General features: G+C 60.5%; 19 protein-coding genes. 3 read left to right on the top strand and 16 right to left on the bottom strand.

Annotation, left to right across the window (positions count from 1 at the left end):
- Nucleotides 1-34: 34 nt before the first annotated feature.
- From AC6I6U_RS09310 to rplM, 5 genes are all read right to left on the bottom strand, one after another.
- Nucleotides 35-817 (bottom strand): cytochrome c1, encoded by a 783-nt coding sequence (locus AC6I6U_RS09310; protein ID WP_497881666.1) that lies wholly within the window; start codon nt 815-817, stop codon nt 35-37.
- Nucleotides 817-2028 carry a cytochrome b gene (locus AC6I6U_RS09305; RefSeq protein ID WP_497881665.1) on the bottom strand — a complete coding sequence of 404 codons (1212 nt, stop codon included), beginning with the start codon at nt 2026-2028 and terminating at the stop codon, nt 817-819. Before AC6I6U_RS09305 ends, AC6I6U_RS09310 begins: the two co-directional genes overlap by 1 nt.
- The gene (petA, locus tag AC6I6U_RS09300; RefSeq protein WP_497881664.1) at nt 2028-2621 is read right to left on the bottom strand and encodes a ubiquinol-cytochrome c reductase iron-sulfur subunit; all 594 of its coding nucleotides are present in this window, start codon (nt 2619-2621) and stop codon (nt 2028-2030) included. Before petA ends, AC6I6U_RS09305 begins: the two co-directional genes overlap by 1 nt.
- A gap of 250 nt (nt 2622-2871) precedes the next feature.
- Nucleotides 2872-3264, bottom strand: a complete 393-nt coding sequence (gene rpsI / locus AC6I6U_RS09295; RefSeq protein WP_497881663.1) for a 30S ribosomal protein S9 — start codon at nt 3262-3264, stop codon at nt 2872-2874.
- A 14-nt stretch (nt 3265-3278) separates the two neighbouring features.
- The gene (gene rplM / locus AC6I6U_RS09290; protein ID WP_017904821.1) at nt 3279-3707 is read right to left on the bottom strand and encodes a 50S ribosomal protein L13; all 429 of its coding nucleotides are present in this window, start codon (nt 3705-3707) and stop codon (nt 3279-3281) included.
- Between the two features lie 245 nt (nt 3708-3952).
- On the opposite strand from rplM, the gene AC6I6U_RS09285 reads away from it, so the two are divergent.
- Entirely contained in the window at nt 3953-4993 is a 1041-nt protein-coding gene (locus AC6I6U_RS09285; RefSeq protein WP_497881662.1) for an NADP(H)-dependent aldo-keto reductase, read from the top strand.
- Between the two features lie 65 nt (nt 4994-5058).
- On the opposite strand, the gene AC6I6U_RS09280 is transcribed toward AC6I6U_RS09285, so the two are convergent.
- Complete coding sequence (locus AC6I6U_RS09280) at nt 5059-6195, bottom strand: acyl-CoA dehydrogenase family protein (RefSeq protein ID WP_497881661.1); 1137 nt, start codon at nt 6193-6195, stop codon at nt 5059-5061.
- A gap of 220 nt (nt 6196-6415) precedes the next feature.
- Here AC6I6U_RS09280 and AC6I6U_RS09275 point away from each other — a divergent pair, with 220 nt between their 5' ends.
- The gene (locus AC6I6U_RS09275) at nt 6416-7336 is read left to right on the top strand and encodes a GlxA family transcriptional regulator (protein WP_497883009.1); all 921 of its coding nucleotides are present in this window, start codon (nt 6416-6418) and stop codon (nt 7334-7336) included.
- 350 nt (nt 7337-7686) lie between these two features.
- On the opposite strand, the gene AC6I6U_RS09270 is transcribed toward AC6I6U_RS09275, so the two are convergent.
- The 7 genes from AC6I6U_RS09270 to AC6I6U_RS09240 all read right to left on the bottom strand — a co-directional run bounded on the left by AC6I6U_RS09270 (nt 7687) and on the right by AC6I6U_RS09240 (nt 13692).
- The gene (locus tag AC6I6U_RS09270) at nt 7687-8076 is read right to left on the bottom strand and encodes a hypothetical protein (protein ID WP_497881660.1); all 390 of its coding nucleotides are present in this window, start codon (nt 8074-8076) and stop codon (nt 7687-7689) included.
- Nucleotides 8073-9503 (bottom strand): PAAR domain-containing protein, encoded by a 1431-nt coding sequence (locus AC6I6U_RS09265; RefSeq protein WP_497881659.1) that lies wholly within the window; start codon nt 9501-9503, stop codon nt 8073-8075. Before AC6I6U_RS09265 ends, AC6I6U_RS09270 begins: the two co-directional genes overlap by 4 nt.
- Nucleotides 9504-9559: 56 nt before the next feature.
- Nucleotides 9560-9844 carry a hypothetical protein gene (locus AC6I6U_RS09260; protein ID WP_497881658.1) on the bottom strand — a complete coding sequence of 95 codons (285 nt, stop codon included), beginning with the start codon at nt 9842-9844 and terminating at the stop codon, nt 9560-9562.
- Nucleotides 9845-9880: 36 nt separating this feature from the next.
- Nucleotides 9881-10099 (bottom strand): hypothetical protein, encoded by a 219-nt coding sequence (locus AC6I6U_RS09255; protein ID WP_497881657.1) that lies wholly within the window; start codon nt 10097-10099, stop codon nt 9881-9883.
- A 399-nt stretch (nt 10100-10498) separates the two neighbouring features.
- The gene (gene zapE, locus AC6I6U_RS09250; RefSeq protein ID WP_497881656.1) at nt 10499-11593 is read right to left on the bottom strand and encodes a cell division protein ZapE; all 1095 of its coding nucleotides are present in this window, start codon (nt 11591-11593) and stop codon (nt 10499-10501) included.
- A 91-nt stretch (nt 11594-11684) separates the two neighbouring features.
- A complete protein-coding gene (locus tag AC6I6U_RS09245; RefSeq protein ID WP_497881655.1) occupies nt 11685-13037 on the bottom strand; it encodes a tryptophan--tRNA ligase in 1353 nt (450 codons plus the stop codon).
- A gap of 25 nt (nt 13038-13062) precedes the next feature.
- Complete coding sequence (locus AC6I6U_RS09240; RefSeq protein WP_497881654.1) at nt 13063-13692, bottom strand: alpha/beta hydrolase; 630 nt, start codon at nt 13690-13692, stop codon at nt 13063-13065.
- A 148-nt stretch (nt 13693-13840) separates the two neighbouring features.
- On the opposite strand from AC6I6U_RS09240, the gene AC6I6U_RS09235 reads away from it, so the two are divergent.
- Nucleotides 13841-14278, top strand: coding sequence for a Z-ring associated ZapG family protein (locus AC6I6U_RS09235; RefSeq protein ID WP_497881653.1), 438 nt, complete (start codon nt 13841-13843; stop codon nt 14276-14278).
- A gap of 80 nt (nt 14279-14358) precedes the next feature.
- Here AC6I6U_RS09235 and AC6I6U_RS09230 read toward each other — a convergent pair whose 3' ends face one another.
- The 3 genes from AC6I6U_RS09230 to AC6I6U_RS09220 all read right to left on the bottom strand — a co-directional run bounded on the left by AC6I6U_RS09230 (nt 14359) and on the right by AC6I6U_RS09220 (nt 20349).
- Nucleotides 14359-15165, bottom strand: a complete 807-nt coding sequence (locus AC6I6U_RS09230; protein ID WP_497881652.1) for a YiaD family glycine zipper/OmpA-like lipoprotein — start codon at nt 15163-15165, stop codon at nt 14359-14361.
- 96 nt (nt 15166-15261) lie between these two features.
- Entirely contained in the window at nt 15262-15906 is a 645-nt protein-coding gene (locus AC6I6U_RS09225; RefSeq protein WP_497881651.1) for an MBL fold metallo-hydrolase, read from the bottom strand.
- Nucleotides 15907-16026: 120 nt separating this feature from the next.
- A complete protein-coding gene (locus AC6I6U_RS09220) occupies nt 16027-20349 on the bottom strand; it encodes a PAS domain-containing hybrid sensor histidine kinase/response regulator (RefSeq protein ID WP_497881650.1) in 4323 nt (1440 codons plus the stop codon).
- Nucleotides 20350-20360 lie beyond the last annotated feature (11 nt).

The following is a 20360-nucleotide window of genomic DNA, read 5'->3' as shown; positions in this document are numbered from 1 at the left end:
CGCACGATTGACTGACAGCTATATTACAACGTTATCAGTGCACATCCTTCCAGTATTCGCGCTTGAGCAGATAAGCGAATACGAAGAGGAAGGCCAGGTACAGCAGAACATAAGTACCGATGCGCTGATGCTGCAGCTTCACCGGGTTGGCCGAGTAGGCCAGGAAGGTCACCAGGTTCTTGACCTTCTCGTCGAACTGCTCCTCGGTCAATGAACCGGTTTTCGGCACGATGGTCAGTTGGTCGCACGCTTCGTGAGTCAACGGCGTGCCGGTCAGCGGATCGTATTGCTTCTTGCCATCCTCGACGACCTGGACCTGCTTGCAACCCACGACCTGACGACCCTGCAGCCCCACCAGCACGTTCGGCATGCCAACGTTCGGGAAGACCTTGTTGTTCACACCCCACGGGCGGGCCGGATCCTCATAGAACGAACGCAGGTAACCGTAGAGCCAATCGGTGCCACGCACCCGGGCAACCAGGGTCAGGTCGGGCGGAGCCGCACCGAACCAGGCCTTGGCATCCGCAGGCTGCATGCCGATGTTCATGTGGTCGCCAATCTTGGCGCCAGTGAACACCAGGTTCTTGAGCATCAGGTCATGGGGAATTCCCAGGTCATCGGCCACTCGCTCGTAACGCTGGAACTTGGCACTGTGGCAACCCATGCAATAGTTGGCGAAGGTCCGCGCGCCGTCCTGCATGGCGGCCTTGTCGGAAACATCGATGTCGATTTTTTCAAGCTCGGGACCGCCATGCTCGGCAGCGAAAGACAGGACCGGCAGGGCCGCGAGCAACAAAACAGCAAATAGTTTTTTCATCAGCCAGTCACCCTTTCCGGAACCGGTTTGGTCTTCTCGAGCCGGGTATAGAACGGCATCAGAATGAAGTAGGCGAAATACAGCACGGTGCACACCTGCGACAGCAGCGTACGCTCCGGCGTCGGCGCCATAACGCCCAGCCAGCCAAGGATCAGGAAGGAAACACAGAAGATCACCAGCCAGATCCGACTCAGCCAGCCCTTGTAGCGCATCGACTTGACCGGACTACGGTCCAGCCACGGCAGCACGAACAACAGGGCAATCGAGGCGCCCATGGCGAGAACCCCCATGAGCTTGTCCGGCACCGCCCGCAAGATCGCGTAGAACGGCGTGAAGTACCAGACCGGAGCGATATGCTCTGGCGTCTTGAAGGCGTTGGCCACTTCGAAGTTCGGTTTTTCGAGGAAATAACCGCCCATTTCCGGGAAGAAGAACACCACGGAACAGAACACGAACAGGAACACCACCACGCCGACGATGTCTTTCACGGTGTAGTACGGATGGAACGGAATGCCGTCCAGCGGAATGCCGTTTTCGTCCTTTTTCTTCTTGATGTCGACACCATCGGGGTTGTTCGAACCCACTTCGTGCAACGCCAGGATGTGCAGCACAACCAGGCCGAGGATGACGATCGGCAGGGCCACCACGTGCAGGGCGAAGAAGCGGTTCAGGGTGATACCGGAAATCAGGTAGTCACCACGGATCCACTGGGTCAGGTCGTTACCGATGACCGGGATCGCACCGAACAGCGAGATAATCACCTGCGCACCCCAGTAGGACATCTGCCCCCACGGCAGCAGGTAGCCCATGAAGGCCTCGGCCATCAGCGCCAGGTAGATCAGCATACCGAACAGCCAGACCAGTTCGCGCGGCTTCTGGTACGAACCGTAAAGCAGGCCGCGGAACATGTGCAGATAGACCACGATGAAGAACGCCGAAGCACCAGTGGAGTGCAGCAGACGCAGGATCGCGCCGTACTCGACATCACGCATGATGTATTCGACGGAGGCAAAGGCCTCTTCCGCCGAAGGGGTGTAGCTCATTGTCAGCCAGACACCAGTGACGAGTTGGTTGACCAGCACGAGCAGCGCCAGGGAGCCGAAGAAGTAGAAGAAGTTGAAGTTCTTCGGTGCGTAGTATTTGCTGAGATGGTCTTCCCACATTTTGGTGGCGGGAAAGCGCGCATCAACCCAATCCATGAACTTGCTCATCACGCTTTCTCCTGATCGACGCCAACGACAATGACCGTGTCGGATTCATAGGAATGCGGCGGAACCGGCAGGTTGAGGGGCGCGGGCTGGGACTTGTAGACGCGACCGGCCAGGTCGTAGTGGGAGCCGTGGCAAGGGCAGAAATAGCCACCGACCCAATCCTTGCCGAGATCGGCTGGCGCCACTTCCGGGCGGAAGGTGGGCGAGCAGCCCAGGTGGGTGCAGATACCGATCAGCAGCAGGACCTCTGGCTTGATCGAACGCGTCTCTGGATCGACGTAGGTGGGTTGTACCGAGTTCTTGGAGGTCGGATCGGAGAGTTGCCCCTCGATCTTCTTCAAATTCCCCAGGATCTCCTCGGTACGGCGGACAATGAACACCGGCTGACCACGCCACTCGGCAATCATTTGTTGCCCTGGGTCGATCTTGGCAATATTCACTTTCACCGGTGCACCGGCGGCTTTCGCCTTGGCACTGGGAAACCATGACCCCACGAACGGGACCGCAGCCCCCACCGCTCCTGCAGCTCCTACCACGGATGTGGCTGCTACGAGAAAGCGACGCCGGCCTGCATTCACGCCGTCATTGCTCATTCAGTCCTCTCCCATCAGCTTTGTGGCCTGTTAAATCAGGCGTCTAAGTAAAAATCTATCGTTATAAAAATTTTGCCGAATGGTAATGAAAAGCCCCACCTCTGACAAGGTGATTACCGGGCACACAATGTCCCAGGCCTTGTAGTATAGGGGGTCTACGGATGTGGCAAGTTGTCACAGAGAATATTCGCCCATAAAAAAAGCCCGGTTCCACAAGGGAACCGGGCTTCTTTTTGAAGCTGGGAGCGAATTAACGCTTCGAGTACTGCGGACGCTTACGCGCTTTACGCAGACCAACTTTCTTACGCTCGACTTCACGGGCGTCGCGGGTTACGTAACCAGCTTTACGCAGCGCGCTGCGCAGGGTTTCGTCGTAATCCATCAGAGCACGAGTGATACCGTGGCGGATTGCGCCGGCCTGGCCACTCACGCCGCCGCCGATGACGGTGACGTAGATGTCGAACTTCTCGACGGTCTCGGTCAGTTCCAGCGGCTGACGAACTACCATGCGGGCAGTTTCGCGGCCGAAGAACACGTCCAGGGAACGGTTGTTGATGGAGATGTTACCAGTGCCCGGACGCAGGAAAACGCGTGCGGTTGCGGTCTTGCGACGGCCAGTGCCGTAATTTTGAGTCGCCGACATAATGAACTATTCCGTTAAATCTTCAGTTCTTGGGGCTGCTGAGCAGTATGAGGGTGTACAGCGCCCGCATAGACTTTCAGCTTACGGTACATGTCGCGACCCAGCGGGTTCTTAGGCAGCATGCCTTTCACCGCGGTCTCGATCACGCGCTCAGGGGCCTTTGCGATCAGCTTTTCGAAGTTGATCGACTTGATGCCGCCCGGGAAACCGGAGTGGGAGTAGTACATCTTGTCGGAGGTTTTAGCACCGGTCACACGAACCTGCTCGGCGTTGATGACAACGATGTAGTCACCGGTATCGACGTGCGGGGTGTACTCGGCTTTGTGCTTGCCACGCAGACGGCTCGCGATTTCGGTGGCCAGACGACCCAGGGTCTGACCAGCAGCGTCGACGACAAACCAGTCGCGCTTAACTGTTTCCGGTTTAGCAGTAAAAGTTTTCATTCTTTATAGCCTCAGGGGCCGCCTGTAAATAAGACGGCGGATCTTACTGAATAGTGCGTACTTTGACAAGGTCAAAGGCAGCCGGATACAGACGCTTTCGGGGGCTCGGGTCGGCGCGTCCGTTCAACGGCAAGATTCTTTGGCGGCGGCGCATCACTTCCACTGCATAAAGAGGTGCGCAATTATCCAGATTGCGAAAAAAAATTCAACCTGCTTTTATGGGTGTTTTCCCACAGGAGCAGCCAATGGAATATCGTCAGCTAGGCCGGACCGATCTGAACGTGAGCGCAATCTGCCTGGGGACCATGACCTGGGGCGAGCAGAACACCGAATCCGAGGCCTTTGCGCAGATCGAGCGCGCCAAGGATGCCGGCATCAATTTCATGGATACCGCCGAGATGTATCCGGTGCCACCCAAGGCTGAAACCTACGCCAGCACCGAACGGATCATCGGCAACTGGTTCAAGCAGCGTGGCGACCGCGACCAATGGGTCCTGGCGAGCAAGATCGCCGGCCCCGGCAACGGCATCAACTACATTCGCGACGGCAAGCTCAAGCACAACCGGCGGCACATCGTCGAAGCCCTGGATGCCAGCCTCAAGCGCCTGCAAACCGACCGGATCGACCTGTACCAGTTGCATTGGCCGGAGCGCAGCACCAACTTCTTCGGCCAGTTGGGCTACAAGCACCAGGCCGACGAGGCGTTCACACCGATCGAGGAAATCCTCGAGGCGCTGGACGAGCAGGTCAAGGCCGGCAAGATCCGCCACATCGGCCTGTCCAACGAAACGCCGTGGGGCACCATGAAATTCCTGCTCGAAGCCGAGCGTCGCGGCTGGCCGAGGGCGGTGTCGATCCAGAACCCGTACAACCTGCTCAACCGCAGCTTCGAGGTCGGCCTGGCGGAAGTCGCCCTGCGCGAGCAGTGCGGCCTCCTGGCGTATTCGCCGATGGCGTTCGGTTTCCTCTCGGGCAAATACGAAGGGGGCGCACGGCCGGAAAAGGCTCGCCTGAGCCTCTACAGCCGCTTCAGCCGCTACTTCAACCCGCAATCGGAAGCTGCCTGCAGCCGCTACGTCGCCCTGGCCCGCGAATACGGCCTGGACCCGGCACAGATGGCCCTGGCGTTCGTCACCCAGCAGCCGTTCGTGAGCAGCAACATCATCGGCGCCACCACCCTGGAGCAACTGGACAGCAACATTGCCAGCGCCAGCCTGAAGCTGTCGGATGAAGTGCTGGCGGGGATCGAGGCGATCCACAAGGATCATCCGAACCCGGCGCCGTAAACCAGAACGCAGATCAGCCCCGGTGACGAGCGGGCTTGCCCGCTCGTCACGACAACACTTGCCCCTCACAACGAACGCGCAATGATCTCCTTCATGATCTCGTTGGTCCCCGCATAGATCCGCTGCACCCGCGCATCCGCCCAGGCCCGGGCCACCGGGTACTCCCACATGAAGCCATAGCCGCCATGCAACTGGACGCACTCGTCGAGCACCTTGCATTGCAGGTCCGTGCCCCAGTACTTGGCCATCGCCGCGGTTGGGACGTCGAGCTTGCCCTCCAGGTGCAGTTCCAGGCAGCGGTCGACGAAGACCCGGCCGATCTGGATCTCGGTCGCCATCTCCGCCAGCTTGAACCGGGTGTTCTGGAAGTCCGCGATCGCCTTGCCGAAAGCCTTGCGCTCACGGGTGTAGTCCAGTGTCCACTGCAATGCCGCCTCGGCCGAGGCCAAGGCTCCCACCGCCACGGTCAGGCGTTCCTGGGGCAGTTCCTGCATGAGATAGGCAAAGCCCATCCCGGCCTGCCCCAACAGGTTTTCCTTCGGCACACGGACATCCTGGAAGAACAGCTCCGACGTGTCCTGGGCCTTCATCCCGACCTTCTCCAGCCGCTTGCCCTTGGCAAAGCCCGGCGTGTCGGCCTCGACCAGGAACAGGCTGGTACCCTTGGCCCCGGCCTTGGGGTCGGTCTTGGCGACGACGATCACCAGGTCAGCGAGAAAGCCGTTGGTAATGAAGGTCTTCGAGCCATTGAGAATGTATTCATCACCGTCAAGCACCGCCGTGGTCTTGACCCCTTGCAGGTCCGAACCGGCGCCCGGCTCGGTCATTGCGATGGCCGTAACCACCTCGCCACTGACCAGACGCGGCAGATACTTGAGCTTCAGGGCTTCACTGCCGTAGTGCAGGAGGTAAGGCGCGACAATATCCGAATGCAGCGAGAAGCCGATCCCGCTCAGGCCCAGGCGGCTGATCTCCTCGATCACCACCGCGCTGTAGAGAAAGTCCGCCGCCATGCCGCCATAGGCTTCCGGCAGGTGCGAACAGAGCATCCCCGCCTCCCCCGCCTTGTTCCACAGTTCACGATCGACATGGCCACGCTTTTCCCACTGGGCATGGAAAGGCAACGCCTCCTGCTCGAAAAACTTGCGGACGCTGCTACGGAATAGATCGTGCTCGGAACTGAACAGGGTTCTGGGGATCATGCAGGCACCTTGCAGACACACTGAAGCCGGGATTGGCCTGCTGAGCCTATGCCAGGGTTTTACCTCGAACCACTGGACACATACGACAAAAAATAAGACGATCCAGCCGTCTGTTGACCACTTTACCTTATAAGAATAAATGATTATGGCTAACACTTCCTCGACGCCCTTGCGGCGCGTCAGCATCCTGGCTACCGATCGGGTCTTCGCCTCGACCCTCATGCAAGCCAAGGATTTTTTCCATCTCGCCAGCCTGCGCTACGGCAAGCAGCTCGGCCAGGGCCTCACCCCCGTCTTCGAGACCCGCCTGGTCAGCCCCGACGGCAATCCGGTGCGCAGTTTCAGTGACGTGATCATGCCGGTGGACGGTGGCCTCGCCAATACCGACGTGATCATCCTGCCGGCGTTCTGGGACGACTTCGACAACCTCTGCCAACGCTACCCGCAGGTCCTGCCCTGGCTACGCGAGCAGCATGCCCGTGGCGCGGTGCTCTGCGGCGAGGCAACCGGCGTCTTCTGGCTGGCCGAGGCCGGCCTGCTCGATGGCAAGGAGGCCACCACCTACTGGCGGTTCTTCAACACCTTCAGCGAGCGCTTCCCCAACGTCCAGTTGAACCAGGACAAGCACCTGACCGACGCCGACAACCTGTACTGCGCCGGCGGCACCACCTCGGCCTGCGATCTCTACATCTACCTGATCGAACGCTTCTGCGGCGCCAACATCGCCCAGGCCGTGGCCCGCGACATTCTCTATGAAGTGCAACGCAGCTACGCACCAGGGCGCATCGGTTTCGGCGGCCAGAAGCTGCACCAGGACGTGATCATCCTGCAGATCCAGCAGTGGCTCGAAGAGCACTTCGCCGACAAGTTCCGCTTCGAGGACGTGGCCCGCGACCACGGCATGAGCATCCGCAACTTCATGCGTCGTTTCCAGACCGCCACCGGCGACAAGCCGCTGCACTACCTGCAGCGACTGCGCATCGAAACGGCAAAGGGCCTGTTGTCCGGTACCCGCAAGAGCATCAAGACCATCAGCTACGAGGTGGGCTACGACGATGCCAGCTTCTTTGCGCGGCTGTTCCGCCAGCATACTGAGCTGTCACCGAACCAGTATCGGCAACAGTTCCAGCAGGCGGCTTGACGACTCAAACCCGCCACACATCCAATGTGTGAGCTTGCTCGCGATAGCAATGTCAGTCACGAGTATTGCGGTTTTGGCTGGGGAAACCTCTATGGGAGCGGGCTTGCCCCCAAAGCTTTTGGCGGTCTTGAAGACCTCGTCGCGGGCAAGCCCACACACTGGTTCGGGGTGTTCCAGGCCAATGCCGATAAACCGCCCGTACTCATGTACTTGGCGGCACGACTGACGGCATTCACATGAGTGGAATAACCCGGTATCTGCCCCGGCACACCGGCCTTGTTCCAGCGGTGCACCAGGCTGCGACTGGAAATGCCGAGGGCAGTTTGCAATTTGGAGTAATCTTCCATCAATTACTTAAATTTCAGCAGCACAGCCACAATCACCATCCAAAAAAAACTAACATATATCATCACTGTTACGATTTTCAGTCGGCGCTTCAGGTGAGGGGGGAAGTTTTCAAGATCGATGGGATCAAGTTCACCGATGTGGAGTGATGCCCTTGGCATCATGATCATCCCGGCGATTTTTGCCATCTCCAACAGAGACCAAATCACCCCCCGCCTCCCCAAGTACGGCCCCCAAAGATAGATATAACGGCTGTTTTTCAAGGCTTCTTTTATGGCGTCCAGATGACGGTGACTCAGGTACAGACTGTATGCAATACCCACTGCTGCAAGCAGGCCCGGGCCGGCTACTAGCCAGAAAGCCAGCCAGGACTTCCAAAACGCCTCCGTTATCATGGCAAAGTTTTCTCGTACAATATTTCTCCTATTACTTCGCCCCCCATGCCGCCATAAGTCGTACCCACCCATGCGCCAGTCCCCACCACAGCCGCGACACAAATAACACCACCTACCCCCGTAGAGGCACCAAGCGCCAGGCAGATCGGAGCACTGGCAGATTGGCCTGCCAATCCACCCGCAACACCACCAAAGGTGGACAACCCGAATTTCCCGCCTTCGGTAAACCTGACCTTCTCGCAAGCCGCACCGGAGCCGCCGTTACACACCTTCTGAATAGCCAGCAACGAAGACACGCCCCCCATGCCAATGCCGATAAAACCGCCCGTACTCATGTACTTGGCGGCACGACTGACGGCATTCACATGAGTGGAATAACCCGGTATCTGCCCCGGCACACCGGCCTTGTTCCAGTGGTGCACCAGGCTGCGACTGGAAATGCCGAGGGCGGTTTTCAGCTTGGGGTGATCGCCCAGGCTTGTCTGAGCACGCAGGCGAGTGGAGTTGAGCAGGTGGGAATCCAGCTGGGAAAGCAGGCGCTTGCGCTCGGCGAAGAACTGCGGCGATTTCAAGTGGCCATGCTGGCGAAAGCTTTCCTGGTGCAAGCGCTCCATGGCCTGGAGGGTGTCGCGCAGTTTGCTCAGGTACGTTTCCATCACCACCGCGCTGACGCCCAGCCACGTGGAGGTCTGCCCAGTGAAACTGGCGATTTCAGCCGCGTGGCGGTGCATGAAGTCGGCCTGCTCCGGCGTCAGGGGGTCAAGCGCCCCCTTCACCGTTTCCGCTACCGCCATCAACTGCGCCTCTTCGCGGGTGCATCGCTGGTTGCCCGGATCGCCGAGGACGATCACCGAACCGGCCTTGACGTCACCACGATGCGGGTTGAGTGCCCGGAACTTGCGCATCACCACCGGGTCGGGCGTGGGGAAAAGCGTGGACTCCAGGGCTTCGCGGGTCATGCTTTGGGGCACCACATGGAAACCCGGTTCCTGAGGCTCTACATTGCTGAATACTGCTGGAGCCGAAGGGGTTGAAGGCGTGAAACCGGATTGACGCGGCGCTATGGCGTTGCTGGTTACCGTTGAAGGGGCCGGTTCAGTCGCTCGTCTGGTCGGTGGCGGTGCGGCGTCGTTGTTGATGTAGCTGGACATAAATACTGAAGGGATCAGTCGAGCCTTGCAGGGGCAATCACTGTGGCTATCCAGCGTGCCAGCCATCAGCCGACCGTGGCTGTTCATGTAGGAAACGCCACCGACGATCCGACAAGTCTTTCCGTCCTTTCCACATGAGACCCGATCACCTTCGCACGCATGAAGGAGGCCATACAAGTTGATTCTATCGTCACCATCCAGAACTTCCCCGCCGCAGGTGGTTTTGTCACCTCGGCCAATGAAATAACCTTCCTGACTCATCCAACTTTTCTCCATTTCATTCGTTCAAGACGAGGAAGTTCCCGACCATAGACTGATCGCAAGTTTCGAAATCATTCGAACAACCCGGCACAGAGCAACCAAGCAATGCCGCGCCTTGATGGTTCAGTTGATAGAGGGTAAAAATCTTCCGCCATCCGCACGCCTTCACGTGCGATAAACAAAACACACCGCTGGGGCGTATTGATAATCTCGTCGCCGTTACAAAGACGGCTGCCCACCAGCGCAAGATGGCTATTGCCTTCCCCCGAGGTCGTTACGATTGACGCTTTACTGCCATCGGCATATACGACGTAATCGCCCTTCTGCGCCGCGCGTACCTGCTGACCATTATCCAATCCTATTTCCAGCGGCGATGTCGCTTGTTGAATGACTCAGCCGTTACGAGTTTGGCTGCCCTCGGTTGCCACTCGATAAATAGCCATGGGGCGATGAGCTTTGGCGTAATCCCGCTGCTTATTAACAATCGCCAAGGCTTCTTCGTTGAAGCCAGAAAGCTTCTGCTCTGTGAAGGGTGAGTTATCCAGCGTGCAGAGAAACTCGGGGGACGCTTCGTTGGTATACAATAAAGAAAATGCCGTATTCATTTTCATGATCCCGATTCAGGAGAACGTTTGGCCGCTGCTCTCTTCTCTACCTCAGCAAGCGCGACATTCCGATATCGCGACGACAACTTATACGAGAGGATGTGATCAGCGCAGTCAGACCCTACAACTTTGTTTATCGAAAGTAAGTAGGACACCTCCGAAAGACACTCATCAACAAAAAGTCCTACTGACCAACGACCCCTTTCAGAATCAAATATTTATCTCCCCCTAACCTATATCGCCATTAATTTAAACCAATAACCCACGTGCTATTCGGAACACTCCCACATAACGTCTCGTTGCAAAAATCGACGACGCCGGATTTTTTCCACAGATTTTTTATAAAAAAAGGCCTGCGATTGCAGGCCTTTCTTCATTCCCAATTGCCTTGCTTTTCTGAAACGCTTACGGCTTGTGCGCTCGCGACAGGAACTCGTGGGACTGCATTTCCAGCAGGCGGCTGAGGGTCCGCTGGAACTCGAAGGTCAGGCGACCACCGGTGTAGAGATCCTTGAGCTCGACTTCCGCCGAGATGATCAGCTTGACGTTACGGTCGTAGAACTCGTCGACCATGTTGATGAAGCGCCGGGCGATGTCGTCGGTGGTGACACTCATCTGCTCGACACCGCTGAGCAGTACGGCGTGGAAGATCTTGCCCAGTTCGATGTAGTCGTTCTGGCTGCGCGGGCCGTCGCACAGTTCGCGGAAGTCGAACCAGGCCACGTCATCGCAGGTACGCAGGGCACGGATCTCGCGGTTCTCGATGATCAATACGTCGTTTTCCACCGCCTGGGTGCATTCCGGCGTCAGTGCACGGAAGCTCTTGCGCAGGCTCTCGTGGGCGGCTTCGTTGAGCGGATAGTGGAACAGCTCGGCCTGCTCCAGGTGACGCAGGCGATAGTCGACGCCGCTGTCGACGTTGACGATCTCGGTGTTCTGCTTGATCAGCGCGATCGCCGGCAGGAAGCGCGCACGCTGCAGGCCGTCCTTGTACAGGCCGTCCGGGACGATGTTCGACGTCGCAACCAGAGTCACACCGTTCTTGAACAGCTCTTCCATCAGGGTGCCGAGGATCATTGCGTCGGTGATGTCGGATACGAAGAATTCATCGAAGCAGATCACCCGTGTCTCGGCGGCGAAACGCTTGGCGATGATGGTCAGCGGGTTTTTCTCGCCGCCCAGGGTCTTCATTTCCTCGTGCACGCGCTTCATGAAGCGGTGGAAGTGCGTACGGGTCTTTTCCTTGAATGGCAGCGCCTCGAAGAAGGTGTCCACCAGGTAGGTCTTGCCGCGACCCACGCCGCCCCAGAAGTACAGGCCCTTGACCGGCGCCTGGTCTTTCTTGCCGAACAACTTGCCGAGCAGGCCCGGTTTGTTCTGCGAGGCCGCGATCAGGTCGTCGTACAGGCGCTGCAAGTGGCGCACAGCCGTTTCCTGGGCCGCGTCGTGAAAGAACTCGGGGCGTTTCAGATCAGCTTGATATCGTTCTAGGGGCGTCATAATTTCGTTAGCGAGGTAACAAAAACGGGCCGTCACTTTAGCGATGGCCCGTCGGAATGGCAATCAGCCCTTGGTCGGGCCGACGGTTGAGTCAGTCCTGAACCGGCGTCAGTGCCACGCGCAGGGCTTCGATGGCCGCGTCACGGGCCGCTTCGTCGGCGAACTCGGGGCTGTCGGCGACACAGGCACCTTCCAGCCATACGCTGAAGGCGCGAGCTTCGCTACGCACGTCCAGGGCCTGACCCGACTGCAGTTGCTTGGTCACCGCGCCCGCCGCCTTGCCATCGGCAAAGTTGCGCGACAGCAGCAGTTGCTCGCCGTCGGCCGCCAGCAGGCGGAAACGGAAGCTGTCGTCCTCGCGGAAACTGACAAAACGCGCGGCCTTGGCGGCTTTTTTCTTGCCCGTCTCGGCCACCTGCACCTGGTTGACGAACGAACGCAGGCCTACCGCTTCGCGCAATTGCGCGAGGAAAGGGGTAGCGACCTTGCGGGCTTTCTGTGCGCCAGCCTGGAGGATGTCTTCCAGGTCGGCCGGACGGGAAATCAGTTCGTGATAACGCTCGCGCTTTTCGCCCAGCTCGGCATCGAGCAGTTGGAACAGGCGGTTCTTCGCTTCGCCCCAGCCCAGGCCACCGAGCAACTCGTCGCGGAAACCGGCAGCCTGCTCGGCGGTGGCGAACGCCTGGTACAGGGTGAACAGGTGCGAGTTATCCGGGTCCTTGGCTTCGCCAGGCGCGCGGGAGTCGGTGACGATCCGCGAGATGGCGTCCTTCATGTCCTTGGCGCTGGTGAACAACGGAATGGTGTTGTCGTAGCTTTTGGACATTTTCCGACCATCCAGGCCCGGCAGGGTCGCCACGCTTTCCTCGATCAGCGCCTCGGGCATGGCGAAGAACTCCTTGCCCTGGCCGAACAGGTGGTTGAAACGCTGGCCGATGTCGCGGGCCATTTCCACGTGCTGGATCTGGTCGCGGCCGACCGGCACCTTATGGGCGTTGAACATCAGGATGTCCGCCGCCATCAGCACCGGGTAGCTGTACAGGCCCATGGTGATCCCGGCATCCGGGTCTTCACCGCCTTCGACGTTCTTGTCCACCGAGGCCTTGTAGGCGTGGGCGCGGTTCAGCAGGCCCTTGGCCGCGACGCAGGTCAGCAGCCAGGTCAGCTCGGGGATTTCCGGGATGTCCGACTGGCGATAGAAGGTCACGCGGTCCACATCCAGGCCACCGGCCAGCCAGGTCGCGGCGATCTCCAGGCGCGAGCGCTGGATGCGCAGCGGATCATCGCACTTGATCAGTGCGTGATAGTCGGCCAGGAAATAGAAGGAGTCGGCATTACTGTCGCGGCTGGCCAGGATCGCGGGGCGGATGGCGCCGGCGTAGTTGCCCAGGTGCGGCGTGCCGGTGGTAGTGATGCCGGTGAGGATACGCGTACGAGTCGTCATGGGTAATCGCTTAGTCAGACTGCTATCAATTCGAAAGGCGCGGCAGGAGCAGATCCTTGAGATCGGTCAGCTTGCCATGGAAGAAGTGCCCGCATTCTGCCACTTTCAGCAGCTCATGGGGACGATCGAGGGCGGCGGACCAGTCATAGACCACTTGCGGGTCGATTACCTCATCGGTTTCCGGCTGGATCAGCGTCAGCGGGCAGCCTTCGGGCAGGCGGTCCTCAGCGCGCAGGCGCATCACCGCCGCGGCCACCATGAACAGGTGCTTGAGCGACTGGCCCCGGGCTTCCAGACGGCCACCGAGGGTGGCCGCGACGAAACCGCCGAAGGAGAAACCGAACAGCGTCAATGGCAGGCCCGGGTGTTTCGCCAGCAACCACTGTGCAGCGGCTTCGGCGTCATCGACTTCGCCGCTGCCCATGTCGTGGCTACCGGCACTGGCACCCACACCCCGATAGTTGAAGCGCAGGGTGATCAGCCCGGCATCCCGTGCCGTACGTTGCAGGGTCGAGACGACCTTGTTGAGCATGGTCCCGCCCTGTACCGGGTTGGGATGGCAGATCAACGCCAGGCCGCGCGGCTCGGGGTTGTCCAGGTACAAGGCTTCCAGTTGACCGACCGGGCCGTCGATGAAAAAAGCGGTTTCACGCATAAGCAAGGAATGAACTCCGTGACCTCTCTAGGGGTCGACTCGTCTAGCTAAAAGTCTGTGCCTGACAGCTTGCGACCAGAAGATCGCGGTATACAGCGCAGGTCCGAGCCGTTAACGTAAAGCAAAGCCGTTTATAGAGGAAGGACTCGTGGAACACTCGCTCTTAGTTTGGTTGTTGCCGACTCTTGCCCTGGTTGCCGGTGTCGCCATCGGTTTCCTGGTCGCCCGTCTGGTCCCGAGTGCCGCGCCCAGCAGCACGCAGCGTCAGCTGGACGATATCCAGGAACGTTTCGACAGTTATCAGAGTGAAGTGGTCACCCACTTCAACAGCACTGCCGCCCTGGTCAAGAAACTCACCCAGAGCTACCAGGAAGTGCAGGACCACCTCGCCGAGGGCGCCAACCGCCTGGCCCTGGACGAGCTGACCCGCCAACGCCTGCTGGCTGCCCTGCATTCCGAAGCGCCGCAGGCGCCACGGGAGCGCCTGACCCCGCCACGGGAAAACCAGGAGCCGCCGCGTGACTACGCACCCAAGGCACCCAACTCCCCAGGCATGCTCGACGAGCATTACGGCCTGAAGAAGTAAATCGGCTTCAGCGCCACAAAAAAGCCCGCCCGATCATTGATCGGGCGGGCTTTTTTCATGCCTGGCGTTCAGTCAGGCCGTCAAGGGTACTGCTGGACCGGCTGACCGTACTGCTGGCCCTGCGGCTGCTGGTACTGCTGCTGGTAGCCCTGTTGCTGATACTGGCCCTGCTGCTGGTATTGGCCTTGCGGCTGACCATACTGCTGGCCAGGAATGGCGCGCAAGTTGACTTCCACCCGACGGTTCTGTGCCCGGCCATTGACATCGGCGTTGCTGGCGATCGGATTGTCGGGACCCGCACCACGGGCCGACAAGTTGGCCCCATTGACGCCCTGCGAGGTCAGGTAGTTGGCCACGCTCTGGGCGCGACGCTGGGACAGGTCCATGTTCAACTGGCGGCTGCCGGTGCTGTCGGTGTAGCCAACGATCTCGATCTGGTTCTGGTTGAACTCCTTGAGGGAGTTGGCCAGGTTGTTCAGCGGCTGGTAGAAGCTGCTGGCAATCGCATCGGAGTTGGTGGCGAAGGTGATATTGCCCGGCATGATCAGCTTGATCTGGTCACCCTGGCGCTGCACCTGCACGCCGGTGTTGGCCATGCTTTCACGCAGTTTCTTTTCCTGCTGGTCGGCGTAGTAGCCATAGCCGGCAGCACCGGCGCCGGCGACCAGGGCACCAATCAGTGCGCCCTTGCCACGGTTGTTGTGGTCGATGGCGGCACCGGCGACAGCGCCGGCCAGCGCACCCAGGCCACCGTACTTGGCAGTCCTGCTCATACCCGAGCCGCCTTGCTCCACCTGTCCCTGGTTGTCATAGGGGTTTTGCGACGCACAGCCGGACAGCATGGCAACGGCGGTAGCGGCGATGATCAAACGACGCGAGGTGAACATGAATCTAGCTCCTACTCAATGAAGGTGCAGAGGCCGTTGGCAATAGACCTGTGCTGGCGTTTGAACACGACGGACGGCAAAAATTCCATGAAACTTTCAGCCGCGAACGAACGGGTTTTCACGCATCTCGTCACCCAACAGGGTATCGGGACCGTGACCGGTGACCACCGTGGCCTCTTCGTCCAGGGTGTACAGGCGCTGTTTGATCGAGCGCACGATGGTGGCCTGGTCACCGCCCCACAGGTCGGTACGGCCGATACCCCGGCGAAACAGCGTGTCCCCGGCAATCAACAGTCTAGCCTCGGAAAACCAGAAGCTCATGGAACCCGGCGTGTGCCCTGGTGTGTGCAAGGCCACGCCACAACCACAGACCAGCTCCTCATCATCGGCCAGCCACTTGTCCGGGGATGGCACCGGCGTATAGGGCACGCCGAACAGGTTGCACTGCATCTCCAGGTTGTCCCAAAGGAACTGATCGTCCTTGTGCAGGTGCAGGGTGGCGCCGGTTTTCTCCTTCAACTGGCCGGAAGCCAGGAAGTGATCCAGATGCGCATGGGTATGGATGATACTGACCACCTTCAGCCCCAGGGCATCGAGCCGGGCGAGGATCAACTCGTGATTGCCGCCCGGATCAACGACGATGGCCTTTTTCGTGATCGGATCGCCGATGATCGTGCAGTTGCACTGCAACGGGCCGACGGGGAAGGTTTCGCGGATCAGCGCGGGTTTTGCAGAGTCCATGGGCTGCTCCTGCAACAGGCTCGACAGACAATAAAAAAGCCCCTGGCGACCCGGGTGCCGAAGCACGGGAACCGCCAGGGACCCTGTTGAGAAAAGTATAAGGAGTCGCTCCCCTCTCCTTCAAGAACGCGGCCCGCCGGCCACCTCCCGCACGGGATCACCGCGGTAGCCATTGCCGAACGCCGCCTGCAACTCCTCGACGCTGCGAGCCAGCAATTGCCCGAGTTCTGGCAACCACTGCGGATCTTCGAGCACCCGCGCCACCGCCACCGCATCGCCATGCATCAATTCGCGCTCAAGGCCGCCGGCACGTTGCGACAGGGCCTGGGCACCCATGGTCCCGGAACTGCCCTTGATCGCATGCAGCACCGCGGCCACCGCCGGGCCGTCATGGTCCTGCAGATGACCGGGCAACAATGACAGTTGTTTTTCCAACTCCGCCCCGAAACCATAAAGCACGGTACAGATCAACTCGAGGTTGCCACCGAAACGCGCCAGGATCGAATGACGCGCCTCCAGCACCGTGTCCGCCGCTTCCGCCGAGGCGGTACTCGCCAGCAGTTGGGGAGCCTCACGCCCGGTCTGGACCCGCAGGGTCAGCACCAGCTCTTCCAGGTCGATCGGCTTGCTCACATGGTCATTCATGCCCGCCGCCAGGCACGCCTCGCGGTCGCTGCTCGAGGCATTGGCGGTCATCGCCACGATCGGCAGGCTGGCCAGGTCGGGTTGCCGGCGAATACGCCGGGTCGCTTCCATCCCGTCGATATCCGGCATCTGGATGTCCATCAGTACCGCATCGAATGGCTTCGAGGCCGACAGCACTGTCTGCACGCCCTCCAGCCCTCCTTCAGCCAGGACGACCTGTGCGCCCTCGCCCTTGAGCAGTTCGTCGGCGACCTGGCGGTTGAGCGCATTGTCTTCCACCACCAACAGGCGCATACCGGCCAGGCGCTGCAAGCGCACCGGGGCCGGCCGGGTTTCGGGCGGCACCTCGCTGGCGAACGCCAGCTGGACCGCATCGGCCAATTGCAGGGGCGTCACCGGCTTGGTCAGGAAGCCGACGAAAGGCGCATCACCCTCGTGGTGCACATCAGCCAGGACCTCGCGCCCATAGGCGGTGATCATGATCACCATCGGTGGTGGCACGCTCTGCTCCTGCAAGCTGATCAGCCTGGCGGCGCTGAGCCCATCCATGTCCGGCATGCGCCAGTCCATCAACACCACGTCGTAGGGTTCGCCGCGCATCTGCGCATTGCGCACGCTTTCCACCGCCCGGGTGCCGCCATCCACGGTGTCCGCGGTCCAACCCAGGGAACGGACGGTGCGCAACAGCAGTTCACAGGCCATGGAATTGTCGTCGGCCACCAGCAGGCGCATCTGCGAATCCACCCCCGGGCAAGACAGGCGCAACGGCTCGGTGCGGGCCACGTCCAGGGTGATATCGAACCAGAAGCGGCTGCCGACGCCCACCTCGCTGTGCACCAGCAACTCGCCGCCCATCAGCCCCACCAGTCGCTTGCAGATCACCAAGCCCAGCCCGGTGCCGCCAAAGCGCCGGGTCGTCGAGGCCTCTGCCTGGGTGAAGCCCTCGAAGATCCGCTGCAATTGCTCGGCGCTGATGCCGATGCCGGTATCGCAGACCTCAATCCGCAGCCTTGCCGAACGCTCGAGACGCTGCAACTGGCGGATGCTCACCACCACCTGGCCATGCTGGGTGAACTTCAAGGCATTGCCGGCCAGGTTGATCAGCACCTGCTGCAAGCGCAGGCTATCACCTACCAGGCTACCCGGCAGGTCGGAGTCGAGGTCGAACATCACCTCGACTTCCTTGCTGCCCTGGTTGCCCGCCAGCACCACCGCCAGATCGCGCATCAACGGTTCGAGTTCGAAGGGGTGCAGGTCCAGGCGCAACTTGCCGGCTTCGATCTTGGAATAGTCGAGAATGTCGTTGAGCAGCCCCAGCAGCGACTTGGCCGCGGTCTGGGCCTTGACCACATAGTCGCGCTGGCGGGGATTGAGGTCGGTGTGCTGCACCAGTTGCAGCATCCCCAACACCGCGTTCATCGGCGTGCGGATTTCATGGCTCATGTTCGCCAGGAAGAACGACTTGGCCGCACTGGCGCTGTCGGCGCGATCTCTGGCCTGGAGCAGGTGCGCCTCCAGTTCGCTCTGGACAGTGATGTCCCGATTGATGCCGGTGACGCGCAAGGCCTGTCCGTTTGCGTCGCGCTCGACCTGCGCGCCGGCCTGGATAATGCGGATCCGACCGTCCGGCGCCAACACCCGGAAGACCGGATCGTAAATCCCCTCGCCGACCACTGCCGCGGCCAGTTTCGCCGCCACCGCCTCGACATCCTCGGGGTGCACGCGCTCGTACCAGTGCGAGTATTCCAGGCCGTTGTCCTTCAGGCTCAAGGGCTGGCTGTAGAACTCGAACATCCGCTCGTTCCATTGCAGCGCATTGTCCGCCAGCGTCCAGGTCCAGATGCCCAGTTCCGCCACATCGGCGGCCATCAGCAACTGGTCACGGATAACCCGCGTCGCCTGCAGGCTCAGTTCCAGTTGGTGCTCGGCCGACCGGCGCTCGGTGATGTCGATCGCAATGCCCAGGTAGCCGGTCAGCACGCCCTCATCATCCTGTAGCGACGTCACCACCAACCTCACGGGCACCTGCGAGCCATCCTTGTGTACATAAGTCCACTCGCGGACCTCGGAGTGCTCGAGCTCCGGCTTGTGCGCAAAGACCCTGAAGCCCTCGATGACCTGGCCATACTCCCGGCTCAGTTCGGCACCGCGCTCGGCGACTTCCTGCTCGACATGCAGGATCGCCGGAGTGGCCTTGCCCACCAATTCGGCAGCGCGATAGCCGAGCATCTGTTCGGCCCCTTCGTTGAACAGGCTGATGACGCCATCCAGATCGGTGGCAATGATCGAGACCTTGGACGCCGAACGCAGCACACTGCTGAACAGCACGTTGATGTGTCGCAACTCCGATGTGCGCTCGACCACCTGCTCCTCGAGGTTGGCATTGAGTTCGAGAATCTGCGCCTCGGCGGCCTTGTGCGCAGTGAAGTCGCGCAGGATCTTCGATACGCCGATCACCGCCCCGCTTTCGTCGCAGATGGGCGACACGTTCGCCGAAACATTCAGGAGCCGACCGTCCTTGCAGCGGCGCACGGTGTCCAGGTTGGCGATGGTTTCACCGAGCGCAATGCGCCTGAGAATGTCGGTCTCCTCCGAGGCCAGGTCAGTGGGCACGATCAGTTCCAGCAACGGTCGACCCACCGCTTCCTGGGCGGAATAACCGAGCAGCTTGCGCGCGCCCCGGTTCCAACTGGTGACGATGCCGTCCAGGGTCGTGCCGATGATGGCATCCGCAGAGCTCTCGACGATCAGGGCCAACCGACTCTGCTCGGCCAGCACCTGCAAACGCCGCTGGGAACTGACCCCGGCGATGGCGACGAGCGCGGCCACCAGCACGCTGGCCAGGCTGCCGAGAAGCAAAACCACCCAGGGCGAAACCTGGTGCAGGCGCTGCGTGAACAACGGCAGCGCCTGCAACTCGATCTGCCAGCGCCGACCATAGATCTCCCGCTCCCGGGTCTGGCTCAACAACCCTGCCGACGGCCCATCCGACTCATGGGCGGTCTGGTAGAACTCCACCGCCGGCCCCGGCCCGGTGATATCACGCAAGCGCAGATTGACCGCCTCGCTCTCCGGTATCAGGCCGTTGAGGACGCTCTCGATCATCAGCGGCGCATAACTCCAGCCGACCACCGCCGCTTCCCGATCCGCCTCGCTTTGCGGGGCGACTCCGCCCTTGTAGATCGGCAACAGGATCAGGAACGACTGCTGCGGCTTGCCCACCGCCTGTACCAGCGTGATCGGCGAAGTGAGCCGCACTTCCGCCGTCCGGGCCGCCATACGTGCCGCCTCGGCCCGATCCGGCTGCGAGGCAATGTCCAGGCCGAGCGCCACCGCCTGGTCACGGTTGGGCTCCAGGTACTGGATGACATACAGGTCGCCGTCATGGGGCGCGAACTGGTGAATGCTGAAGTTCGGCGAGTTATCGCTGCGCGCACGCTGCAGAAAGGTTTCCAGGTCCTGCGCCGCGACCCGTCGAATGAAGCCGAAGCCCCGTGCGCCGGGAAACTCCCTCGGCACATCGCGGGTCAGGCTGTAGCGATGGAATGTATCGCGCGTAACATTCTCTTCGCCGATCGAAATGATCGCGCCACGGGTACCACGCAACCCGTACTGGTACTGCTGCAGCCGGTCGGCAACCGCATCCACCGCATTGTCGGCAGCATTGGCCAGGGCTTCCCGGGCACGCTGCTCGTTGAGGTTCTGCAGCGCCAGGCATCCGACGATCGTTGCCACAAGGCCAATGACCAGCAGCGTGAGGGCGCGACCGTTCAAGGCAAACAGACGAAATCGTTTCAACTCATGCTCCC

It is taken from the genome of Pseudomonas sp. UTLPPB19802, from assembly GCF_059730225.1.
Note: the sequence above shows the minus strand (reverse complement) of the source record. Positions and strands in the feature narration are given on the sequence as shown.

Bases quoted from the DNA above. Each gene is read 5' to 3' on its own strand.
- zapE (WP_497881656.1), bottom strand. From the start codon at position 11,593: ATGACGCCCCTAGAACGATATCAAGCTGATCTGAAACGCCCCGAGTTC.
- AC6I6U_RS09280 (WP_497881661.1), bottom strand. From the start codon at position 6,195: ATGATCCCCAGAACCCTGTTCAGTTCCGAGCACGATCTATTCCGTAGC.
- rpsI (WP_497881663.1), bottom strand. From the start codon at position 3,264: ATGTCGGCGACTCAAAATTACGGCACTGGCCGTCGCAAGACCGCAACC.
- AC6I6U_RS09305 (WP_497881665.1), bottom strand. From the start codon at position 2,028: ATGAGCAAGTTCATGGATTGGGTTGATGCGCGCTTTCCCGCCACCAAA.
- AC6I6U_RS09240 (WP_497881654.1), bottom strand. From the start codon at position 13,692: ATGCGTGAAACCGCTTTTTTCATCGACGGCCCGGTCGGTCAACTGGAA.
- AC6I6U_RS09275 (WP_497883009.1), top strand. From the start codon at position 6,416: ATGCAAGCCAAGGATTTTTTCCATCTCGCCAGCCTGCGCTACGGCAAG.
- AC6I6U_RS09310 (WP_497881666.1), bottom strand. From the start codon at position 817: ATGAAAAAACTATTTGCTGTTTTGTTGCTCGCGGCCCTGCCGGTCCTG.
- AC6I6U_RS09265 (WP_497881659.1), bottom strand. From the start codon at position 9,503: ATGGAGAAAAGTTGGATGAGTCAGGAAGGTTATTTCATTGGCCGAGGT.
- AC6I6U_RS09285 (WP_497881662.1), top strand. From the start codon at position 3,953: ATGGAATATCGTCAGCTAGGCCGGACCGATCTGAACGTGAGCGCAATC.
- AC6I6U_RS09270 (WP_497881660.1), bottom strand. From the start codon at position 8,076: ATGATAACGGAGGCGTTTTGGAAGTCCTGGCTGGCTTTCTGGCTAGTA.
- AC6I6U_RS09255 (WP_497881657.1), bottom strand. From the start codon at position 10,099: ATGAAAATGAATACGGCATTTTCTTTATTGTATACCAACGAAGCGTCC.
- rplM (WP_017904821.1), bottom strand. From the start codon at position 3,707: ATGAAAACTTTTACTGCTAAACCGGAAACAGTTAAGCGCGACTGGTTT.
- AC6I6U_RS09245 (WP_497881655.1), bottom strand. From the start codon at position 13,037: ATGACGACTCGTACGCGTATCCTCACCGGCATCACTACCACCGGCACG.
- AC6I6U_RS09230 (WP_497881652.1), bottom strand. From the start codon at position 15,165: ATGTTCACCTCGCGTCGTTTGATCATCGCCGCTACCGCCGTTGCCATG.
- petA (WP_497881664.1), bottom strand. From the start codon at position 2,621: ATGAGCAATGACGGCGTGAATGCAGGCCGGCGTCGCTTTCTCGTAGCA.
- AC6I6U_RS09225 (WP_497881651.1), bottom strand. From the start codon at position 15,906: ATGGACTCTGCAAAACCCGCGCTGATCCGCGAAACCTTCCCCGTCGGC.